This window comes from Comamonas sp. w2-DMI (genome assembly GCF_040187735.1).
Taxonomy (GTDB): domain Bacteria; phylum Pseudomonadota; class Gammaproteobacteria; order Burkholderiales; family Burkholderiaceae_C; genus Comamonas; species Comamonas terrae.
On the sequence record NZ_JBANEL010000008.1, the window covers coordinates 122,814 to 140,842 of the forward strand.

19 protein-coding genes and 1 pseudogene are annotated in these 18,029 nt (G+C 63.1%); 9 read left to right on the top strand and 11 right to left on the bottom strand.

Going from position 1 to position 18,029, the window contains the following annotated elements; all coding sequences use genetic code 11:
• Window positions 1-210 precede the first annotated feature (210 nt).
• From infA to V8Z74_RS10770, 3 genes are all read right to left on the bottom strand, one after another.
• Window positions 211-474, bottom strand: a complete 264-nt coding sequence (infA, locus tag V8Z74_RS10760) for a translation initiation factor IF-1 (RefSeq protein ID WP_066483009.1) — start codon at window positions 472-474, stop codon at window positions 211-213.
• Window positions 475-510: 36 nt separating this feature from the next.
• Entirely contained in the window at window positions 511-729 is a 219-nt protein-coding gene (locus V8Z74_RS10765; protein ID WP_066483007.1) for a hypothetical protein, read from the bottom strand.
• A 291-nt stretch (window positions 730-1,020) separates the two neighbouring features.
• Entirely contained in the window at window positions 1,021-2,094 is a 1,074-nt protein-coding gene (locus tag V8Z74_RS10770) for a linear amide C-N hydrolase (RefSeq protein WP_349709255.1), read from the bottom strand.
• Between the two features lie 370 nt (window positions 2,095-2,464).
• Here V8Z74_RS10770 and V8Z74_RS10775 point away from each other — a divergent pair, with 370 nt between their 5' ends.
• The 3 genes and pseudogenes from V8Z74_RS10775 (at window position 2,465) to V8Z74_RS10785 (ending at window position 5,092) form a co-directional block, all read left to right on the top strand.
• Entirely contained in the window at window positions 2,465-2,662 is a 198-nt protein-coding gene (locus tag V8Z74_RS10775) for a hypothetical protein (RefSeq protein WP_349709256.1), read from the top strand.
• A gap of 344 nt (window positions 2,663-3,006) precedes the next feature.
• Window positions 3,007-4,105, top strand: a pseudogene (gene cobT / locus V8Z74_RS10780) (nicotinate-nucleotide--dimethylbenzimidazole phosphoribosyltransferase).
• Window positions 4,106-4,174: 69 nt separating this feature from the next.
• Window positions 4,175-5,092 carry a GGDEF domain-containing protein gene (locus V8Z74_RS10785; RefSeq protein ID WP_349709258.1) on the top strand — a complete coding sequence of 306 codons (918 nt, stop codon included), beginning with the start codon at window positions 4,175-4,177 and terminating at the stop codon, window positions 5,090-5,092.
• Window positions 5,093-5,114: 22 nt separating this feature from the next.
• On the opposite strand, the gene nth is transcribed toward V8Z74_RS10785, so the two are convergent.
• Window positions 5,115-5,753, bottom strand: a complete 639-nt coding sequence (gene nth, locus V8Z74_RS10790) for an endonuclease III (RefSeq protein WP_066483252.1) — start codon at window positions 5,751-5,753, stop codon at window positions 5,115-5,117.
• Between the two features lie 82 nt (window positions 5,754-5,835).
• Here nth and V8Z74_RS10795 point away from each other — a divergent pair, with 82 nt between their 5' ends.
• Complete coding sequence (locus V8Z74_RS10795; RefSeq protein ID WP_066483250.1) at window positions 5,836-7,032, top strand: aminotransferase-like domain-containing protein; 1,197 nt, start codon at window positions 5,836-5,838, stop codon at window positions 7,030-7,032.
• Window positions 7,029-7,250: a SlyX family protein gene (locus V8Z74_RS10800; RefSeq protein WP_349709259.1), complete on the top strand. Its 222-nt coding sequence runs from the start codon at window positions 7,029-7,031 to the stop codon at window positions 7,248-7,250. Before V8Z74_RS10795 ends, V8Z74_RS10800 begins: the two co-directional genes overlap by 4 nt.
• A gap of 114 nt (window positions 7,251-7,364) precedes the next feature.
• Here V8Z74_RS10800 and V8Z74_RS10805 read toward each other — a convergent pair whose 3' ends face one another.
• The 3 genes from V8Z74_RS10805 to V8Z74_RS10815 form a co-directional block, all read right to left on the bottom strand.
• Complete coding sequence (locus V8Z74_RS10805) at window positions 7,365-7,508, bottom strand: DUF3149 domain-containing protein (protein ID WP_174522954.1); 144 nt, start codon at window positions 7,506-7,508, stop codon at window positions 7,365-7,367.
• Window positions 7,509-7,624: 116 nt separating this feature from the next.
• Window positions 7,625-9,052, bottom strand: coding sequence for a M20 family metallopeptidase (locus V8Z74_RS10810; protein WP_349709260.1), 1,428 nt, complete (start codon window positions 9,050-9,052; stop codon window positions 7,625-7,627).
• A 30-nt stretch (window positions 9,053-9,082) separates the two neighbouring features.
• A complete protein-coding gene (locus tag V8Z74_RS10815; protein ID WP_349709261.1) occupies window positions 9,083-10,096 on the bottom strand; it encodes a tripartite tricarboxylate transporter substrate binding protein BugE in 1,014 nt (337 codons plus the stop codon).
• Window positions 10,097-10,302: 206 nt separating this feature from the next.
• Here V8Z74_RS10815 and V8Z74_RS10820 point away from each other — a divergent pair, with 206 nt between their 5' ends.
• From V8Z74_RS10820 to V8Z74_RS10830, 3 genes are all read left to right on the top strand, one after another.
• Window positions 10,303-11,340 (top strand): LysR family transcriptional regulator, encoded by a 1,038-nt coding sequence (locus tag V8Z74_RS10820; protein WP_349709262.1) that lies wholly within the window; start codon window positions 10,303-10,305, stop codon window positions 11,338-11,340.
• A 93-nt stretch (window positions 11,341-11,433) separates the two neighbouring features.
• Window positions 11,434-11,928, top strand: a complete 495-nt coding sequence (locus tag V8Z74_RS10825) for a DUF2721 domain-containing protein (RefSeq protein ID WP_066482970.1) — start codon at window positions 11,434-11,436, stop codon at window positions 11,926-11,928.
• A 161-nt stretch (window positions 11,929-12,089) separates the two neighbouring features.
• Window positions 12,090-12,803, top strand: a complete 714-nt coding sequence (locus V8Z74_RS10830; RefSeq protein WP_349709313.1) for a class I SAM-dependent methyltransferase — start codon at window positions 12,090-12,092, stop codon at window positions 12,801-12,803.
• A gap of 109 nt (window positions 12,804-12,912) precedes the next feature.
• On the opposite strand, the gene V8Z74_RS10835 is transcribed toward V8Z74_RS10830, so the two are convergent.
• On the bottom strand, window positions 12,913-13,821 hold the full coding sequence (locus V8Z74_RS10835) for an HTH-type transcriptional regulator ArgP (RefSeq protein ID WP_349709263.1): 909 nt from the start codon (window positions 13,819-13,821) through the stop codon (window positions 12,913-12,915).
• Window positions 13,822-13,976: 155 nt separating this feature from the next.
• On the opposite strand from V8Z74_RS10835, the gene V8Z74_RS10840 reads away from it, so the two are divergent.
• Window positions 13,977-14,636 carry a LysE/ArgO family amino acid transporter gene (locus tag V8Z74_RS10840; protein WP_349709264.1) on the top strand — a complete coding sequence of 220 codons (660 nt, stop codon included), beginning with the start codon at window positions 13,977-13,979 and terminating at the stop codon, window positions 14,634-14,636.
• 4 nt (window positions 14,637-14,640) lie between these two features.
• Here the strand turns inward: V8Z74_RS10840 and V8Z74_RS10845 are convergent, their stop codons facing one another.
• The 3 genes from V8Z74_RS10845 to V8Z74_RS10855 all read right to left on the bottom strand — a co-directional run bounded on the left by V8Z74_RS10845 (window position 14,641) and on the right by V8Z74_RS10855 (window position 18,029).
• A complete protein-coding gene (locus V8Z74_RS10845) occupies window positions 14,641-14,955 on the bottom strand; it encodes a hypothetical protein (protein ID WP_349709265.1) in 315 nt (104 codons plus the stop codon).
• 371 nt (window positions 14,956-15,326) lie between these two features.
• The gene (locus tag V8Z74_RS10850) at window positions 15,327-16,481 is read right to left on the bottom strand and encodes a hypothetical protein (protein WP_349709266.1); all 1,155 of its coding nucleotides are present in this window, start codon (window positions 16,479-16,481) and stop codon (window positions 15,327-15,329) included.
• Between the two features lie 756 nt (window positions 16,482-17,237).
• A complete protein-coding gene (locus V8Z74_RS10855) occupies window positions 17,238-18,029 on the bottom strand; it encodes an MHYT domain-containing protein (RefSeq protein ID WP_349709267.1) in 792 nt (263 codons plus the stop codon).

An 18,029-nucleotide genomic window follows, 5' to 3' on the forward strand; every position in this document is an offset into this window, starting at 1 on the left:
GCTTTTTCTTGTTGGACTGGGGCAGCTTGGTGAACAGCCGACAATATGCTTGAAATGCGATGTCTGCGTTCTTGTTCTGCGATATTTCCCGGTGCAGCGCTGGCGTTTGCCGCCGGGGAGCCTTCCATGTCCGTGCCAAGGCGGGCAGCACCGGGGCCGCGCAATGAAAAAGCCCGCGCTATGGCGGGCTTGGCATGACCGAAGTGCGTGTCAGTGGCGCGGGCGATGCGGTGCACCGCCGCCACCCGAGCGGTTCTCGATGTGGCGGAACGTCAGGCGGCCCTTGTTCAGGTCGTAAGGCGACATTTCCAGCGTGACCTTGTCGCCGGCCAGCACGCGGATGCGGTGCTTGCGCATCTTGCCGCCGGTGTAGGCGATCAGCTGGTGACCGTTGTCCAGCGTGACGCGAAAGCGCGAATCGGGCAGCACTTCGTCCACGACGCCTTGCATTTCAATCAGTTCTTCTTTGGCCAATGGGTGATCTCCTCAGTGGGGGTACAAAAAACGGGATCAGTTCAGCTGGTTGCTCAGCACCATGCTGCGGCCTTCCTTCAAGGCGTAGCGCGCTGCGGTGGCGGCATTGTCGAACTGGTTGATGAAGCTGAAAACGCGGTCATAGACGCCGCGGCGGATGGAAACCGCAGCGGCCACCTGGCCGGATTCGGTAGTTTGGGTGAGCGGTGTAACAACATAGTTGCCGACACGCTCTGCATATTGTTTGGTATTCATCGTGTCAACGATGGCATCCGCCTTGCTTGGGGCAGCGCCATGAAAATCAAAAAAAGCCTGCACCGGGGAACCGATGCAAAGAAAACCTGGCCCCGGAAAATTCGCCGGGAACAGAACGGGCTTGCCGTGGAACTGGAGTGTCAGCCGGAACGCTTGAACGGGATAAGCGCGGCGATTGGCACAGCATGCTGCTGTGAGAGTGCAGATGGCCGCTGCATAGGCAAGCTAGACTGCAGCGACTTTGCGATTATAAGACTTAAAGCTCTTATATGCAAGAGGCATGATGGGCAATCAGAGGCCCAGGAACCTGAAGGGCGCCGAGGGCCTGAATTGCTGCGTGGCATCGCCCGAAAAGGTGTGGTCCTGGTTAGGACCCAGGTCCAGCTTGAGTACCTTGCCGGTCTGCGCGCTGAAGTCCAGTGCCTTGAGGTCGATCCAGAAGGTATTGGGCGTCAGGGCCGACTCGAAGAAATACAGCTTGCGCTGGTGGTCGAAGACGGTACGCCAGCGCGTGGAGGAGATGTTGGGCTCCTCCGGCGTATTGAGGCCGTAGGGCACGGAGACGTTGCGGATCACGCTGAAGACGCTGGCCAGGGTCTTGTTCGGGTCCTGGTCCTTGGGGATGGCGCCGACGTAGAAAGAGGCCCGCGCGAAACGGTCGGCCGCGCGGTTGGTGCCGGGCAGCATGGTGGTGCCGCCGATCTGCTTCCAGTAGGCATTGAGCGCCAGTTGCTGATCGAAGGTGGGCGAGTTGGTCATCACCTGGTATTGGCGGCCATGGTGTATGACCTGGCGGCCGCCTATGTATTCGACGATGGCGCTGTCGCCGCTGGCGTCCGACATGGACAGGTGCAGCGTGGTCAGCCGGTTCTCGCCGGGCACGTTGTCGGAAACGATGGTGAAGGGCTGCTTTTCCAGCGCGGCCACGGCCTCGCCGACGGTGGCGAAATTGTCGAGCACGTACTGCGCCCAGGCCGCAATGGTCAGGCCCGGCTTGCTGTTGGCGTCGAAGCTCGGATACTGGGATTCCACCAGCCACAGCAGGTTGGCATTGAGCCCCGCTTCGTTCACTCCATCGGTGGTGGATATGTCGTAGCCCGAAGTGATGACGCTGCCATACCTGGATGTCCAGTGCAGCGAGTTCGGGCCAGCCTGGCCCGAGCGCTCCATGCCGCGCGGCAGCACCCAGAGATTGCTGACGATGTCGCTTTTCCAGTCCATGGAGCGGGCCGTGACCACTTGGCCGCTGGCACCGTGAAACACCAGCCGGGTGCAGGCCCAGGCGCTGGAGAGCGCCGCCATCCCGGAAAGTCCCACCAGCAAAGCGCCCAGGAGAGGGCGGATGGGCGGCGCGGGCTTTTTCATGGGCAACTCCTGAAATGTGAGACAAATGCGGCAGTCTAGGCAGCAGGTGGCGGCAGGCAGGTAGGAGACCGGCGCTTTCAGGCCCTGGCTGCGGGCTTCCTGATCTGGCTCAGGCGTCCTGCATTCCCCGGAAGGCATGAAGGTGTTACGTTTTCTGCCGCTTCTTACGGCTTGGCCGGCGCACCTGCCCCAACCCTGGCCTTGGCGCCCGCATGGGAGGCGCGGCTTGCGCAGCAGCTTCACCGTCCGCTGCTTTGCGGAGCAGTTGCATGCCGATGCAACCGGATGTGCCGAGTGCAACCTGCGTGGATTTTCGAAGCGCTGCTCATCCTAGGATGGAAATGTGTTCCATCCATTGCAGGAGTCAGACATGAAACTGCTTACGCCTCTTGTGCTCGTGGCCGCGGCTGCGGCGCTCACGGCCTGCGACAGAAACAAGGCGCCGGCGCCGCAGGTGAATCCGCCCGCATCGTCGAGCGGCGCCACTGTGCCGCCCGCGCAGGCGCCCGGAGATACCTCGCCCGGCGCCATGCCCAGCCAGCCGAACGGCACGGGCAGCAGCCGGTAAAGAGGGTGTCCGCTGCCTTCATCGGTGTACGCCCTGGCAGGCGAACACGGAATGTATGCTGCATATTTGATAGCTTGCTGCGCGATATGAATATGGGTTTCAATGCCAAAATCCACCGAAGATAAGTATTGGTTTGCGTAAGAAGCTATCCATTCAATAGCAAATCCGTTCTGGGCGATAAAGGGCTGCGGACGCGCGATACTTGCGGCCTGGGCCGGGCCTTCCTGCGAGGGCCCGGCATTTTGCTGGCATTTGCAGGCTGCGGGCGATCCAAGCCGTGCGGCCTCGGTTTCATGACGCGCGTTCACACCTCTGACCCTTTCGATTCCCCGGCGCACTCTTGCATGGATTTGTGGAATTGCCCGGTTGTCCCTCCGCTCGAGGATGCAGACCTTGCTGCGCGTGTGCAGCACAGGCTGGACTCCAAGACCAAGCCGGTCGGTTCCCTGGGCCGGCTGGAAGCGCTGGCGCTGCGCCTGGCCCGCATCCTGGGCACCGAGATGCCGCAGCTGCAGGCGCCGCAGATGCTGGTGTTTGCCGCCGACCACGGGCTGGCGGCGCGTGGCGTATCGGCCTATCCGGTCGACGTGACTTGGCAGATGGTGGAGAACTTCCTTGCGGGCGGCGCCGCGGTCAGCGTGCTGTCGCGCCAGCATGGCATTGCGCTCAATGTGGTGGACTGCGGGGTGGCCCGGGATTTCGCCCCGCGCGCACAGGATCCCGAGCACAAGCTGCCGCAGGCCGGAGCGCCGCGCCTGTGGCGCCGCAAGGTGGCCTATGGCACGCAGGACTGCAGCACGGGCCCGGCCATGACGGCCGAGCAATGCCGGCTGGCGCTGCGCAATGGCGCGGAACTGGTCAGAAAGCTGCCCGGCAATGCCCTGCTGCTGGGCGAGATGGGCATAGGCAATACTTCCAGCGCCTCGCTGCTGCTGGCGCGGCTGTGCAATGAACCGATAGAGCTGGTGACCGGCAAGGGCACGGGACTGGATGCCGCCGGCCTGGCCCGCAAGGTGGCTGTGCTGCGGCAGGTGCTGGATTTCCATGCCCAGGTGCGGGAGCCGCTGCAGGTCTTGGCGGCCATGGGGGGGGCTGGAAATCGCCACCATGGCGGGCGCGGTGCTGCAGGCTGCCTGCGAACGGCGGGTCATCGTGGTCGACGGCTTCATTACCAGCGCCGCCGTGCTGGTGGCCAGCCGCCTGCAGCCTGCGATACTGGATCGCTGCGTGTTTGCCCATTGCTCGGGCGAGCCCGGCCATGCGCGCATGCTGGCGCATCTGCTGGCAGACGCTGCGGAGCGGCCGCTGCTCGACCTGCAGATGCGCCTGGGCGAGGGCTCGGGCGCAGCGCTGGCCTGGCCCCTGCTGGTCTCCGCCTGTGCGGTGCTGCGTGAAATGGCCAGTTTCGCATCGGCGGGCGTCGAGGGCGCGCTTGCGCATTGATATGGCAGCAGCAAGCAGGCAGACTGCAATCCATTGCGTGCATTGAGGTTTCAGCGCATTTTTCTTTCGATGTCCACCGCCTTCGATATGCTTGCGCTCCCCGAGGCCTCCGCCTTGCTGGCCGGCTTGGCCCGCACGGCCATGCCGGTGGCCCTGTACGACCGCGACGACCGGCTGTGCTATGCCAATGAGGCATTCGATGCGGCCTTTCTGCACGGGCTGGCTTTGCCTGTGGCGTTTGCCGATGTGCTGCGCCACGGCTTCCACCATGGCTTCGGCATACGCATCGATTGCGGCGACATCGAGGCCTTTCTGGCCGATATCCTTCCGCGGCGGCGCCAGCAGGCGCATCGCCAGGTGACGACGGACCTGCTGGACGGCCGCTGGATACAGTTCACCGAGACGCTGCTGCCCGACGGCTGGTTGCTGACGATCGCCAGCGATATCACGGCGCTCAAGCACAACGAGCAGACCATCCGCCATGCGCATGCCAGCGCCATGCAGGCCGCACTCACCGACGCATTGACGGGCGTGCCCAACCGGCGCCACATCCTGGAACTGGCCGAGCAGGCGCTGGCAGACCATGTGGCCAGTGGCGAAGCCTTGACGGCGGTGCTGCTGGATCTCGACCATTTCAAGCACATCAACGATGCCCACGGCCATCAGGCCGGCGATGCCGTGCTGCAGCATTTTTGTCGTCTGGCACAGCAGTACCTGCGGCCCGGGGACTGCTGGGGCCGCTTTGGCGGCGAAGAGTTCCTGCTGCTGCTGCCAGGTGCCGATGCGCAGGCCGCCGTCGCGGTGGTGGAGCGGCTGCGCGCCATGCAGTCCGATGCCGATGTGCCGGCCTACACCTTCTCGGCGGGCGTAGCCCAGCTGCAACCGGGCGAACCATTGCAGCACCTGCTGCACCGGGCCGATGCAGCGCTCTATGCCGCCAAGGCTGCGGGGCGATGCTGCACGGCGATTGCGGCCGGAGACTTCTAAGCCTGCAGCCGCTGCAGCCGGCCTAGGGTGCAGGTGTCTTGGGCGTGAAGTCGCAGTACCGGGCCACCACGCATTCCCAGCAGCGCGGCTTGCGCGCCTGGCAGACATAGCGGCCCAGCAGGATCAGCCAGTGGTGCGAATCCACCGCGTAGGCGGGCGGCACGCGCTGGAGGAGCTGCATCTCCACGGCCAGCGGCGTCTTGCCCGGCGCCAGTCCCGTGCGGTTGCTGACACGGAAAATGTGCGTGTCCACGGCCATGGTGGACTCGCCGAAGGCGACATTGAGCACCACGTTGGCCGTCTTTCGGCCCACGCCGGGCAAGGCTTCCAGTTCCTCGCGCGTGCGCGGCACCTGGCCGCCGTGCAGTTCCACCAGCATGCGGCAGGTCTGCATCAGATGCTTGGCCTTGCTGCGGTACAGCCCGATGGTCTTGATATAGCCCTCCAGCCCTTCCAGGCCCAGGTCCAGAATGGCCTGGGGCGTGTTGGCGACCGGAAACAGCTTGCGCGTGGCCTTGTTCACGCCCACGTCGGTGGCCTGGGCCGAAAGCAGCACGGCGGTGAGCAGCTCGAACACCGTGGTGTATTCGAGCTCGGTCTGCGGAGAGGGATTGGCCGCCTTGAGCGCGGCGAAAAATGGCTCTATATCGCGCTTGTTCATTCCCGCATTGTCGCCTTGCGGCACGGTCGGATGCGCCAAAATGGCAGACTTGCTGTTTTTGGCGTGCCTTCACCGTTTCACCATGCAATTTGCCAACCGACTCAACCATGTAGAAACCTCCGCGATCCGCGAGCTGTTCAAGCTGCTGGGCAAGCCCGGCATCATCAGCTTTGCGGGCGGCTTCCCGGACAGCGCGATGTTCGACGTGGCCGGCATCAGCGCGGCATCGGCGCAGGCCCTGCAGCAGGAGGCGGGCGCGGCATTGCAGTACGGCGCCACCGAGGGCTACCAGCCGCTGCGCGAGCAGCTGTCGGCCTTCATGGCAGGCAAGGGGGTGAGCGACGTGGCGCCGGAGCAGCTCATCGTGACCACGGGCAGCCAGCAGGCGCTGGACCTGCTGGGCAAGACCATGGTGGGCGAGGGCGACAAGGTGATCGTCGAAGGCCCGACCTTCCTGGCCACCATTCAGTGCTTCCGCCTCTACGGCGCCGAGGTGATTTCCGCGCCCGTGGACGAGCATGGCGTCAGGACCGACGAGCTGGAAAAGCTCATCGCCGAGCACAAGCCCAGGCTGGTCTACCTGATTCCCACCTTCGGCAATCCCAGCGGCGCCACGCTGAGCCTGGAGCGCCGCAAGAAAGTGCTGGAGCTGGCCGTCAGGTACCAGACGCTGGTCGTGGAGGACGATCCCTATGGCGACCTGTATTTCAATGAAGCGCCTCCGGCCAGCCTGCTGGCGCTCAGCCGCGAAGTGCCCGGCAGCCGCGAGTGGCTGGCGCATTGCGGATCGCTGTCCAAGGTGCTCAGCCCCGGCCTGCGCATCGGCTGGCTGATCGCCAACCCCGAGCTGCTGGCCCGCGCCGTGATGTGCAAGCAGTTCAGCGATGCCCACACCAGCACCTTTGCCCAGGCCACGGCGGCGCAATACCTGAAGTCGGGCGCCATGCCCGGGACGCTGGCCCATGTGCGCGAGGTCTATGCCAGGCGCGCCCAGGCCATGGGCGATGCGCTGCGCGAACAGCTCGGCGATGCCGTGGAATTCGTCCAGCCCCAGGGCGGCCTGTTCCTGTGGGTGCGCCTGACGGGTGCCCGCGGCCAGCTGGCCGATGCCGGCGTGCTGGCCAAAAAGGCCATCGAGCAGGGCGTGGCCTTTGTGCCCGGTGCGCCGTTCTATGCGCAAAACCCCGACAGTGCGGCATTCCGCCTCTCGTTCGCCACGGCCGACGAGGACAAGATCCGCGAAGGCATTGCCCGCCTGGCCAAGGCGATGCAGCCATGAACAGGAGTCCCGAGGATTTGCAGGAGCGCGTGACGGAGCTGGAGATCAAGGCCAGCTATACCGAAGATCTGCTGGAGCAGCTCAACATGACGGTCTACCGCCAGCAGCAGCAGATCGATCTGCTCGTCAATGAGGTGCGCGAGCTTAAGCGCCAGGTGCCGGAGGGCGGCCCGGGCGGGCCCCGCAATCTGCGCGACGAACTGCCGCCCCATTACTGAAGGCGGGGATTGGCTGCAGCAGCCAGCTGTTCCGACAAAAAAGGCCGGATCTTTCCCGGCCTTTTTTGCGCAACTAGGGGCTGCGGCAGCGCCCGCAGCCCATCGATCCTGCTCTCACTCCAGCGGTGTCCGAGCCACGTTTTTCATCTTGCCCATGAACAGGCGCGTGAAGAACACGGCCATCACGAGGATGCACAGGATCACGATCAAGCTCATCAGGCCATAGTCGGTGGAGAAAAGGTCGATCATCAGCTTCATGCACGGCTCCTTGGTCAGTGGCAGAGGTCTGCGGGCACTATGGCCTTGAAGCGGGCAGGTGGCTTTGTGCTGGGTCAAGCCGCGGCGCTGGCCGCGTGCCGACCTGTGGTGGCCGGTCAGGTGCGGGTAAAGGGCAGGGGCACGTCCGCCGGAATCGGGCAGACATAGGGTTGGCCCGCGCGGCGCTCCAGCAGCTCGGCCCTGGCTTGGGCAATACGCTCGGGCTGCTCCAGCAGCGAGATGGCCGTGGCGGCCAGTATCTTGGCCGCATGCACCATGCCTGCATGGGCCAGCCCCGACTGGCCTTGCGAAACCATCTGCCACGAATGCAGGGGCGTGCCGAAGGCGTAGCAGGCCACCCAGGCCTGCACGGTGGGCGTGACCCAGCTCACATCGGCGACGTCGGTGGAGCCGAACATGATGTCGCGGGCTTGCGGATCGTAGGGAGCCAGGCCTTCGAAGACTGCCGGCACCTTGCCGCGCAGCACGCTGGCCAGCGGCCGGCTGACCTGCTCCACGTCACTGCGGTCCAGCGTCGCCTGGAAGTCGCTGGCGAGCTGGTGCTGGCGCGCGTCGACCTCGAGCCGGCCTAAGGCCTGCATCTGGGCATACATCACCTGGTTCAGCGTGCTGTTCTGCAGCAGGTTGGAGCAGGCCTTGTCGAAAACCACCTCGACCTGGCAATCGGTCATCAGTGCGGCGCCCCTGGCTACGTTCTGCACGCGTGCATAGAGTTCTGCAGCCTCGTGATTGCGGGCGGCACGGATCAGGTAAAGCACCTCGGCGCGGGCCTGCACCACGTTGGGCGAGAGTCCGCCCGAGTCGGTGATCGCATAGTGAACGCGCGCATCCGAAGGCATGTGCTCGCGCAGATAGTTCACGCCCACATTCATCAGTTCCACGGCGTCCAGCGCGCTGCGGCCCAAGTGGGGGGAGTGGGCTGCATGGGAGGCTTTGCCGCGGAAGATGAACCTGGCCTGGATGTTGGCCAGCGTACTCTGGCTGAACACGCCGGTGAAGCTCGCGGGGTGCCAGGTCAGTGCTGCATCCACATCGTCGAAAACGCCGGCGCGGGCCATGAAGGTCTTGCCCGAGCCGCCTTCCTCGGCCGGACAGCCATAGAAGCGTATGCGGGCCTTGTGGCCGCTGGTCTGCAGATACTGCTGCAGGGCGGTGGCCGCAAAGTGCGCCGACGTGCCCAGCAAGTGGTGGCCGCAGCCGTGGCCGGCCAGGCCCGGACTGTCGGTGGAAGGTGTGCAGACCAGTGCCCCGCTTTGCTGATTCAGCCCGGACAGCGCGTCATATTCGCCCAGGAATGCCAGCACCGGCCCTGCGTCGCCCCATTCGGCCATGAAAGCCGTGGGAATGCCTGCCACATCGCGCGTGATACGAAAGCCCGACTGTGCCAGGGCATCGATATGCAGCCGGACCGAGGCATTCTCCGCGTAGCGCAGCTCGGCCAGCGACCAGATCCGGTCGGCCAGCGCGGTCATGCGAGGGGTTTCCTGCGCGAAAAAGTCCTGGAGTGCGTCTAAGGGGTGCATGGGGTATGGGGTAGAGGTTGGATGCGCTGCTCATTCGGGCTTGACGCCTGCCTTGTCCAGCAGGGCCTTGTTGCGCCTGATCTCGGCCGCGATCTGTGCCGGGAAACGGGACTGGTCCATGTCGGTGGCGGTGGCGCCCAGCGCCTTCAGGTGCTTTTGCACATCCGGCTGATGCACTGCCTTGACGGCGGCCTCCTGCAGTTGCCTGACGATGGGTGCCGGTGTGCCGGCCGGAACGACCAGGCCGAACCAGCTGATGCCCAGTTCGTTGAGTTCGGGGTAGCCCAGCTCCTTGAAGGTAGGCACCTGGGGCAGATCGGGCGAGCGGCTTTGTCCCGCCAGCACGATGGGAATCAGCTTGCCTCCCTTGATCTGCGGCATGGCCGAGGGCAACTGGTCTGCCATCACTTGCACCATGCCGGCCAGTGCGTCGTTGAGCGCGGGCCCATTGCCGCGATAGGGAACGATCTGGATCCCGGTCTTCATGGTTTCGTTGAACGAGGCCAGCATCAGGTGGCCCAGCGTGCCCAGGCCGGGTACGCCGGCGCTATAGGCGCCGGGCTGGGCTTTGACCTTGGCCATGAAGCCCGTGAAGTCCCTGACGCCCATCTTGGGATGGACCATGTAGACCGAGGGCATGGTCACCAGATTGGCCACGGGCAGCAGCTTGCCCTCGATCTTGGCGGCACGCATGTACAGGGAGGGATTGATGGTGGCTGTGCTCACCGTGGCCATGCCGAGGGTGTAGCCGTCGGGTGCCGCCTGGGCAATGGCCTCGCTGCCGATCAGGCCTCCGGCGCCTCCCTTGTTGTCCACGATCACGGGCTGGCCCAGGGTGGATCGCAGGCCCTCGGCGATCACGCGCGCCACGATGTCCGTGGAACCACCGGCGGCAAAAGGCACGATGAGCTTGACGGGCTTGCTGGGGTAAGCCTCTGCCGCCAGCGAATGGGAAAACGGCAGGCCGAGCAGCGCGCCTGCGGCGGCGATAGACAGCAGGGACAGGCGGCCAAGAGGGCGGTGGGGGCGTGAGGTCGGGGACATGAGCTGCTCCGGAAAGATATCGGTAAAAGCGTGTGCCCACGAACTGTGTTGCCTACGCTTGATGCGCTATTGCTGTGCGAAATATAGAAATTCCAGCGCCGTTGCAGTCCACGAAAATTGCGTTGAGCTATAAGCTATGCCGATGGCTGCAAGGCCTGCTCCTCTGAGTCTTGCAGACAGATTCCGTGTAAACCCTAGATCCCGCGATGCCCGATCGTTTCCCTTTTCCCGAGCTGCAGCGCAGCGACGATGCCGCCACTCCTGAGGGGCGGCAGCTTTTTTCCAGGCTCACCAAGCAGGTGCGCTTGCGGCAACTGCAGTTGCTGGTGGCCCTGCAGCAATGCGGCTCGGTCGTGCAGGCGGCTGCGCATCTGCATATGAGCCAGTCGGCGGCCACGCAGGCTCTGGCGGAACTGGAGCGGGTGCTGGACATGAAGCTGTTCGAGCGCCATGCCCGCGGCATGCGGCCCACCGTTGCGGGCCAGGCCCTGATCGATACCGCGCACGGCGTGCTGGCCGGCTTGCAGGAGGTGTCCGAGTCGCTTGCATCCATACGGCGTGGGGCGGCGGCGGCGCTGCGGCTGGGGGCGATTCCCGCCGCCGCCATGTCGGTGCTGTCGCAGCTGCTGCCGCGCTTTTATGAAGCCCATCCGCAGGTGCATGTGGATGTGCACGAGGATGCCAGCGCGCACTTGCTGTCCCAGCTGATGGGGTCGGGGCTGGATGCGGTTTTCTGTCGGCAGCCCGCCATGCTGCCGGCTGCCTTTGTCTTCGAGCCCCTACTGCTGGATGCGGCCGTCGTGATCGCCGATGCGAACCATGCCCTGGCAGGCCGCCGCGATATCGCGCTGCAGGCGCTGAAGGGCGCGCGCTGGGTACTGCCCAGCTATGGCATAGCGGTGCGCAACATTCTGGAAGCAGAAGTCCTTCCCGTGCTGGAGGGCGCCTCATGGTTTCCCGCCTCCACGGTGTCGCTGCCCGTTCTTGAAGGGCTGTTGACCCAGCCCGGCGCGGTTTCCCTGGTGCCGCGCAGCATCCTGCCGGGTCTGCGCACGCAGGGGCGTGTGCGGGTGCTGGATGTGCAGATCGAAGGCCGCCTGCCACCGCTGGGCGCGGTTTACAGGCGTGACCGTGCGCCCGCGTTGCTGCTGGAGATGCTCAGGCTGTGGCACAGGCTCCGGCTGCCTGACGGCGCATCTTTCCCTGCGGAACAGGCGGGTGGGCCTGCGCTTTCAAAAAAGTAGCCATTTGGGTAGTTATGAGATGTATTTGTGAAAACTGATCTGACTTTCATGCATAAAAATAGAGGCCGTGAATGACCTGAATTTGAGGACACCATGAGTATCTGGTCCGTAGACGCCCAGACCGTCACCCACAGCATCCAGCTGGCTGTCGCCCCGGTCTTCTTTCTGACGGCCGTGGCCGGCATGATCGGGTCGGTGGCGGGGCGCCTGGCGCGCATCATCGACCGCGCGCGCAAGCTGGAAGATGGACTGCGCGGTGCCACCGACCATGAACTGATCGCCAGAAGCCTGACCGAGCTGCACTTCTTGCGGCAGCGCGGCCGTCTGGCGAACGTCTCCATTGCGCTGCTGACGCTGTGCGGCGTATGCATCGGGCTGACCATCGTCCTGCTGTTCGTGGATCAGGCCTACGGCATCCGTGGCCATCGCTATGCCGTGTTCAGCTTTCTGTTCGGCGTGCTGGCCTTTGTCATGGCGTTGTGCGGCTTTCTGTGGGAGACCATCATGGCCACGCGCATCTTGGACTTCCACATGCTCAGCCAGGCCAAGGCCGCCGTGCGCCATGTGGAATCCGAGCACAGACCTTAGTGCCCGAATGCCGGGCTTGCCCAGGTGATGCGGATACCGGCTGCCGGCTTCGCTTGCCGTGCGCAGATGCCGCTCCTGCAATAGGCCGCTGTCTGGGACGGCGAGCCGAGCATTCGCCAATCGTGGCTCCGCGCCATGCGCATGCAGGAAAGAATGCGGCCATGGCCTTACATGATTCTTCCCGGAAATTCGATGCCGATCGCGCAGCCGAGTACGCAATACAAAGCCGCATCGCGCTGGCCGGCTATGACGCCTGCCATGAGCTTGCGGCCTGCCTGCTGTCCGCCAGCCTGGGTTCCGGGGCGAGGCGCATCCTGAATGTGGGGGCGGGCGGTACCGGGCAGGAAATATTGACGGCCGCAGCGCTCGAGCCGCACTGGTCGTTTGTTGCCGTGGACCCCGCGCCGGCGATGCTGGATCTGGCAATGGCCAATATCCGGATGGCCGGCCTGGAGGCGCGTGTCGAAGCATTTTCGGGGGGCGTGGATGAGCTTGCGCAGCAGCGCCCGTTCGACGGAGCAAGCTTGATCGGCGTGCTGCACCATCTGCCGAGCCAGGATGAAAAGAAGGCCGTGCTCGGCTCGATCGCAAAGCGGCTCAAGCCCGGGGCTCCGTTCGTGGTTGCATGCAATCGCAGCGCCTATGAAACGAAACCGCTGTTCCTCGAAGCATGGGCGGCGCGCTGGCGCATGGCCGGGGCCAGCAGCGGCGAAGTGGAGGCCAAGCTTGCCAAGATCCGCCACGGGGCCGTTCCGCCGGAATCCGAGGCTGCGGTGGAAGCCATGCTTTCCGAGGCCGGCTTTGCGCGACCGGAGAGATTTTTCTCCAGCCTGTTCTGGAGTGCATGGATCTGCTTCAGGCAAATCCCTGCCTGATCCGGCCTCGCAGGGTGGAGCCGTGTGCGCTGACAAAAACCATGTTTGAAAGAAATAAGGCTTCAGGCCTTACCGATCCTGCGCAGGCTGCTATGTATTTGATATGAGTTCAGGCGTCCATGGGCTCCAGCCAGGCAGCTGCTGCGTGAATCACGCAGTCGGTCAGCCGTTGCAGGCTGGCCTGGGCGTTGCGTGTATGGGCCCAGTACATGGGAATGTAGAGATCGTTGCCGGGCAGCAGTTCCACCAGCGTGCCATTGGTCAGCTGGGTCTCGATCAGTGCGTCAGGGTGCATGCCCCAGCCCATGCCCAGTTCGCAGGCACGGGTGTAGCCCTGGTTGGACGGCAGGAAGTGGCGTGCGTTGTTGCGCCGGCCGTCCACGCCCAGGCTGTGCAGCCACTGGTCCTGCAGGCTGTCCTTGCGGCCATAGCACATCATGGGTGCGCGGGCCAGGGCCTGGGGCGTGGCGCCTTCGGGCAGGTGCCGCGCGATGAAGTCGGCGCTGGCCACCGCCACGTAGCGCATGCGGCCCAGCGGCCAGGTGTTGCACCCCGCGATCACTGACCCCGTGGCCGTGACGGCGGCCATGACTTCGCCCTGGCGTATGCGCTGTGCCGTGTGGTCCTGGTCATCCACGCTGATGTCCAGCAGTTCGGTGCCGTCCAGCATGAAGGCGGCCATGGCATCCATGAACCAGGTGGACAGCGAATCGGCATTGACCGCCAGCTTGAGCGAGGGCAGGACAATCTGGCCATCCGGCACCAGTTCGGGATTCTTGCGGCGCAGATCGTTTTCCAGCAGGGCCACCTGCTCCACATGCAGGCACAGGCGCCGCCCGGCCTCGGTTCCGGTGCAGGGCTGGCCGCGCAGCACCAGTACCTGGCCCACGCGCTCCTCCAGCAGCTTGATGCGCTGGGAAATTGCCGAGGGCGTGACGTGCAGCTTGTGTGCCGCACGCTCGAAGCTGCCTTCGCGCACTACAGCGGCCAAGGCTTCGAGACTGGCGTAGTCGAGCATAGAGCGTTCTTTCCGCTATTCAGGCAGCCGGGGCTCGTCAAGGCACGGAGTCCATGGGGACCGCTTCGGCTCCTTTGCACATGGATTAGATTTTCTTCATTTGAAATAGTAAATGTAATTTTACTTAGGTGTGGCCGGCTCAGACAATGCCGCCCATGTGGACAAGCAATGCCTTCAATCTTTCTTCGGCCTGGTTTGCAGGCTTTACGGTGTGCGCCTCGCTCATCGTTTCCATTGGCGCTCAAAACCTGTATGTGCTGCGCCAGGCGGTGCGGGGCGAACATGTGCGCGCCTGCGTGGCCTGGTGTGTGTTCAGCGACGTCATGCTCATCACGCTCGGGGTGCTGGGCATGGCCCAGGTGCTGGCCCGCTATCCCGAACTGGCCTATGCGCTGACGCTGGGAGGGGCGGTGTTTCTGCTGTGCTATGGCTTGTTTGCGCTGCGGCGCATGATGGCTGCACCGGATGACGGTGCGGCAGATGCCACGGAAAAAGGTGCTCCGGCGCCGCGTGGCCTGATGCCGGTACTTGCCACACTGGCGGCAATCACCCTGCTCAATCCCCATGTGTACCTGGATACGGTGCTGCTCATGGGGTCGATCGGCGCACGCCAGGAGGGGGCTGAGCGCTGGTCCTATGTGGTGGGGGCGGCGTCGGCCAGCTTTCTGTGGTTTGTGCTGCTGGCTGCAGCAGGCCAGCGCATGAAGCGGCTTTTTGCCAATCCCAGGGCTTGGCGCATCATGGACGGCATTACCGGCATGATGATGCTGGGACTGGCCTGGTGGGTGGCAGAGAGCGCCTGGCAGATGGGGTGACGGATCAGGCAGCCTTGCCGGCCGCAGCATCCCACAAGCCCACGGCCTCAATCAGGTTCCAGCTGTTGCATTCGATGCGATACAGGCCGGTTGCCCCTGTTTTCTGGCTGATGCCTTCGATGACCACCATGCGGTGGTTGTGGCATCGGGCCTCTGACAGGGGACGAATCTTGTCGTAGTTGAACTGCTCGGCGATATCGCCGCGAAAGGCAATCGCGACCTGATCGCGCCGGGGGTAGTAGTCCTTGGCATATTTTTCCAGCGTGCGCGTAGCGACGAGCATGGCCATATCGGATGAGCCTGGAGCGTTGGAAGACATGCTTTTCTCCTGTTTGCAAAGACACGGCTCCTGCCGCCAATGGAATGCTTTGCGTTACATTCTGATGCATCTGCTGCAGAGGAAAAGTAGTGAAAACCACGCCCTGGCGCGGGCAAATCCATGCATGCCCGGATGAAAAAACGGGAGCAAGAGATACGCGCCTTAAGCTCGAATGCGTCCAGTGACAAAACGCATGGACTCCTTTTGGAAGGCTCTCCAGGCCAGCTGGCAATATGTGATTTGGTAGATAGCCATTGGCAGGTTTGGAGATTGACGGACGGGATGGGCTTGGAGGGTGGCGAAAGCAAGCACAAAAAGAAAGGCACAGAGGCTCTATCAAACCTCTGTGCCTGTGCTGCAATAACTAATGGTCAGAGCAGGTGCGCTTGCTCAAGCTGCTGGACAAAGGAAATGCCGTTGCCTGCAGAACTGCTGCCGGCATGGCTGCTGATAGGGGTTGCGATCTGATGAAGATCGGTGTCCGCAGCAGTAGACGCATGCTCCGACGCGCAGCCGCAGAGCCCTCCTCCCAACAGACCTCCGCTACCGCTCAGAAGGCCTGCCAGCATTCCTTTGCCCGCATTGCTGACACCGTTGAGCAGTCCCGTGACTTCACTCAAGGTGTTGGTGACAAGACCATTTGCGCCAAGGGCGGTATCAAGTAGTCCTCCATTTTTACCCACGAGGCAGCCAAGCAAATTGCCGTCGCCCAGCAGGCCGCCGCCCGTGACACCGCCGACCAGACCGTTGACCAGGCCATGTTCGCCCACCACGGTGTTCACCACACCGTTGACCAGGCCGGAACCATCGGCACCGCCGACGATGCCGCCCAGCAGGCCGCCGGCGTCCACGCCGCCAACAATGCCCCCGATCAGGCCACCGCCGTCAACGCCCCCGACCACACCGCCGAGCAGGCCACCGGCATTGATACCGCCGACCAGCCCGTTGACCAGGCCGTGCTCACCGACGACTGTGTTCACGACACCGTTGACCAGGCCGGAGCCATCGGCACCACCGACGATGCCGCCCAGCAGGCCGCCAGCGTCGACACCACCAGCGATACCACCGACCAGCCCATTGACCAGGCCATGCTCACCGACGACGGTGTTCACCACGCCATTGACCAGACCGGAGCCGTCAACGCCACCGACCACACCGCCCAGCAGGCCACTGGCATTGATACCACCGACCAGACCATTGACCAGGCCGTGCTCACCGACCACGGTGTTCACCACACCGTTGACCAGACCGGAACCATCGGCACCGCCGACAATGCCGCCCAGCAGGCCACCGGCATTGATGCCGCCGACCAGACCGTTGACGAGTCCATGTTCGCCGACGACGGTGTTCACCACGCCGTTGACCAGACCGGAACCATCGGCACCGCCAACGATGCCCCCGATCAAGCCACCGCCGTCAACGCCCCCGACCACACCGCCCAGCAGGCCGCCGGCATTGATGTCGCCAACCACGCTTTTGATCACTCCATGTTCACCAGCAACGGTGTTGATGACGCCGTTGACCAAGCCTCCAATGTTGACGCCAATCTCGACACTGCCCGAGAAGGAGCCGCCTGCACCACTGGAATAACCGTTTTTCCTTTATCTGCATTCATATGACTGTTCTTTCTGTCTTCGTTGCTACGTAGATATTGCGTATCTGCAATACGCTGCCCGTGATTCAACTGTTTCTGATCGCTGCTCCGATGAACCCTTTCTTCTTACGGAGACCGCTATGCGGTCTCCTGCTATGCATCGGCAAGGCCGTTACTGTGAACAATCGGTCGAAATCAATCCTCGTCCCTCTATATCTGAGTGGAGAAATACTTCTGCTCATTCAAAATGGTGGGTCCATGGTGAGGAGCATTGATAGAAGTAATCTATGCAGAACGGTCGTTGAAATGCTCCTTTCCGTGAGCAATGCAATGGGTAGGAAGTACCCAAAAATCGGCGCGTTTTTCTTGCATGCAACAAACATGCCATGACATGCCAAGAAGCCTGGAGCTTCTAAGCTGTTGAAGTTTCAGGAGTTATGCATGCGTGCCATGTACCCGGTCGTGGAAACGTTACGGGTACGTTACGTAACCGTGGTTCCTCTGAGGGCCGAAGTGCAGATCCGGTAAACGATGCATCCGGCTTTTTGAAGTCAGCTCCGAAATATAAAAAGCGCTCCATGGGAGCGCTTTGTTCAGATATCCGGATACCGGTAGATCTATGGCCACTGAATAATGGCCTGAATCCTGTTCAGACCTTTGGTTTGAGGGTTACGGCATTGCGTCGGAATCAGGGCAGCTGCGATACGGCAAAGTCCTTGCGGCGCGTGCCTTGGGCATGGCTTTGGAAGGACGTCAGTGCCAAGTCCAGCAGCAGAGCCAGGGACATGCCGAGGGCCAGCGTGATCACGACCATGGGCAGGCCCAATGCGCTCACGATATCAGGGCCTGAAGGGATGGCTCGGCGATTTTCGGTGGTGCAGATGAATTCGGCGGCACTCATGCCGGTGTAATGCATGGCGCAAACAGCAATCGCCATGATGGCGGCTGCCAGCAAGCGCACGCTCAGCTGACTGGTATGGAAAGCCAGCCACAGCGCTGCCGTCGCCGCTACCAGCGCAATCAGTACCGAGAGGCCGATGCGCCCGTAATCCCATTGGAAATAACCGCCAAAGCGCATGCCATACATGCCAAGGTAATGCATGACGACTGCGCCCATGCCAAGCATCATGCCTGCGGTGAGCAGGCGCCTGATGTTGTGCGGATCGCGGGCAACGATGTGGAAGGCAAAAGCCGAAATGCAAATAGCGGCAATCAGCGAGATGCACGTCTCCCATAAGGAATAACCCAGGCCCATATCCATTCGCACTGCCAGCATGGCAATGAAATGCATGGACCACACCCCAATGCCGCCTAGCGCAATGCCTGCGCTGCCGAGATTTATCAAATAGGACTGGCGGTCTCGGGTGTCGGCAGTAAGCCGCTGAGCCGAAACCAGTGCGATGAAGGCGCCGATCATGGAGATCGCATAGGACAGCACGACAAGTTCCATGTTGTAACTGGTTTTGATCACTACATCCAT